The sequence below is a fragment of the Collinsella aerofaciens genome (assembly GCF_032584215.1).
GTDB lineage: Bacteria > Actinomycetota > Coriobacteriia > Coriobacteriales > Coriobacteriaceae > Collinsella.
In genome coordinates, this window is the sequence record NZ_JAWHPN010000049.1 from 1 (window position 1) to 2,681 (window position 2,681).

Consider the following 2,681-nt stretch of genomic DNA (forward strand, 5'->3'; position numbering starts at 1 on the left):
GGGTCAACCAGGCGCGCGACAGGTGGGACCCGACTGCAAGGGTGGTGCGCCATATCCTGATGGCCGACGCGACTTACCGCAGCTTGGGATAGGTGCGGCATCACCCGTTATCTAAACTGTTAGAAACTTGAATTCATTAGCTGAGAGCTAAGGCTGCGGTAAACGGCCAATGCAGTTATCCAAACGCCGAGCAAACGCACTTTGCGCGACCGTCTGCCGGCAGTGCATCAACCCACCGTGACGGATTCCCCGGTAAAGGCACTGACCATCAACAGGACAAAGAACACCAGGTAGCTGACACTCAGCGGGTACGCAATGACCAGGAATACAACCCAGCCGACATTGGTTTTACCGCCGGCACGGCGTCGCTCGCGATTGCGGCAGAGCCAAATCGTCACGCCGATGGCAGTGATAAACAGTACGAGTGCCGCCGCAGCCAGCCCAGCAAGCGCAAACATCACGCCAATGCTCACAGCAATAACCGGAAGCAACAACAAGCCGCATCCACACCCACCGGGACTATAAACGGCAGACTGTCGGCGTCGTTCCATCGTCACTCCAACCTCAATATCTTTGAGCACTACAACGCAGCGGCCTGCTGGACAGGAACGATCTTATTCAGCTCCGGTTCGATCCGCCTTTTCTCGGCCTCAAGGTCAAACGCCACCTGAGCGCGCAGCCAATAACCATCCGTCAGGCCAAAATAACGGCAAAGACGGAGGTCGGTGTCGGCCGTCACGCGACGTTTTCCCAAGACAATCTGCCCGATACGCTGAGCCGGAATCCCAGTCTCTTTCGCAAGGCGATATTGAGAAATGCCCATGGGAACAAGAAACTCCTCTTTGAGAAGCTCACCCGGAGTCACCGGCGACAGCAAATCGGCCGAAGTCTCATCACTTGTGATAATCGACGATTTCGACATTCCAAGCCATCTCCTGTCTCCACTCAAAACAGACCCGATAGCGCTCGTTAACACGGATGCTATATTGACCGGCACGATCGCCCTTCAAAGCTTCCAGGCGGTTGCCCGGTGGAACGCGAAGATCATCAAGCGAAGCACAAACCTGCAGTTGGCGAATCTTCCTCAACGCAACACGCTCAAAGGGCACGAACCTCCTGACCCGCACACCCATGGCAAAGCGTTCGGTATCCTCATCTTTATACGATGCAATCATAGTATAGCCTTACGTTAGTAACGTCAAACGTTTCTATAGACTTACATCTCTATTATATCGTACGTTTGTTCGTGTTTTTTAGAACAAATAGTCCTTCACGCCTTAGTCAAGCGAAAGTAATCGTTTGTAGACATCGAGGCCTTTGAGTAGGATTTCCTCGTCGAAGAGCATGCTATCGGTATGCAGAGCGCTTGTTGCATAGGCGGGGCAGCCATCCGAATCACTCGGGTTGTCTTGGTCCTCTGGCACGCCCGTGCCTAGCAAGAAGAACACGCCCGGCAGATGACGCTGATAGAACGCGAAATCCTCGGCGATTAGCAGCGGCTCGTCCACGAGCTGCAATTCGGGCAGAGCGGGCGCGATTCGGGCAAACAACTCAGGATCGTTATCGACCGGTGGATAGCCCTCGGCAAAGTCGAGATCATACGTGCAGCCCGTTGCGGCACAGGCATCGTCCAGCACGCGGCGCACGCCTTCGCGCGCCCGGTCGAACATGTCGTCCGTAAACACACGCAGGCTTCCGGCCACATGGGCCTCCCCCGCCACCGCGTTGCAAACGGTGCCAGCCTGCAGCAGGCCAAACTTGCCGATACAGGGTTCGTCGGTGCCCAGCTCGTCCATCAGTTCGCGCTCGGCAACCAAGAACTTGGCAGCCGCCAGCGCCGCATCGTGCGATTCCTCGACCGGAACGCCATAGGTCTTAGCGATATGGATGCTCGTCCCGTGAATATGAATGTGTGTCTCACTCGAGCGCGCCAGCAGCGGGCCGGAACAGCTCGCCAATGCGTTCGCAGTCAGATCGGGCCACACGTGAAAGCCAAAAATGCGGTCGACCCCGTAGCGCTCGAACACACCGCTCTCGCAAACTGTCTTGGCGCCACCAGTCGTCTCCTCGGCAGGCTGGAACACAAAGAGCACGTTGCGCTTGATGGCACCTGGCTGCTCACGAATCGTGCGATCGACAAAGGTTGCCGCCGCAAGGGCCATGGCCATGTGTCCATCGTGTCCGCAAGCGTGCATCTTTCCGGGATGCTTCGAGGAAAAGGCCGCACCCGTCGCCTCCGCGATGGGCAGTGCGTCCATATCGGCGCGAATCGCCGTGGCATGCGCGGCGCCCGTGCCAGCGTCGAAGAAAGCACAAACACAGCTGGGGCAGGGATGGGTCACTTCACAGGCAAGCGAAGCGAGCACGCCCTCGATATAGGCTATGGTTTGAGGAAGATCGAAATCGAGCTCCGGAATGCGATGCAGGTCGCGACGATAGCGACGAAGTTCTTGGAGCTCGGTCATAAAGGATCCTTTCATGGGGCATATCCATTCACACAATATTGTGATACAGGATTGTGGCACACATGTTTCCAGCATATTGCTGCATTTATTAAGGCTCTGTTAGACCAGGATTGACATACATGTGTCCCCACGGTGCCATATCGTTGACCCCATAGACCGCGATGATGGGGGCAGCATGAACGCCGAAGACCTGGTCCTCAACTTCAAGAAGGGCAT

4 protein-coding genes are annotated in these 2,681 nt (G+C 56.2%); all 4 read right to left on the reverse strand.

What is annotated here, in order from left to right:
• Positions 1-227: 227 nt before the first annotated feature.
• The 4 genes from RX395_RS09610 to RX395_RS09625 all read right to left on the reverse strand — a co-directional run bounded on the left by RX395_RS09610 (position 228) and on the right by RX395_RS09625 (position 2,465).
• The gene (locus RX395_RS09610; protein WP_195361209.1) at positions 228-497 is read right to left on the reverse strand and encodes a hypothetical protein; all 270 of its coding nucleotides are present in this window, start codon (positions 495-497) and stop codon (positions 228-230) included.
• 83 nt (positions 498-580) lie between these two features.
• Positions 581-922: a HigA family addiction module antitoxin gene (locus RX395_RS09615; RefSeq protein WP_055309779.1), complete on the reverse strand. Its 342-nt coding sequence runs from the start codon at positions 920-922 to the stop codon at positions 581-583.
• Positions 894-1,175 (reverse strand): type II toxin-antitoxin system RelE/ParE family toxin, encoded by a 282-nt coding sequence (locus RX395_RS09620; RefSeq protein WP_006234335.1) that lies wholly within the window; start codon positions 1,173-1,175, stop codon positions 894-896. Before RX395_RS09620 ends, RX395_RS09615 begins: the two co-directional genes overlap by 29 nt.
• 102 nt (positions 1,176-1,277) lie before the next feature.
• Positions 1,278-2,465 carry an amidohydrolase gene (locus tag RX395_RS09625; protein WP_316367232.1) on the reverse strand — a complete coding sequence of 396 codons (1,188 nt, stop codon included), beginning with the start codon at positions 2,463-2,465 and terminating at the stop codon, positions 1,278-1,280.
• Positions 2,466-2,681: the final 216 nt, after the last annotated feature.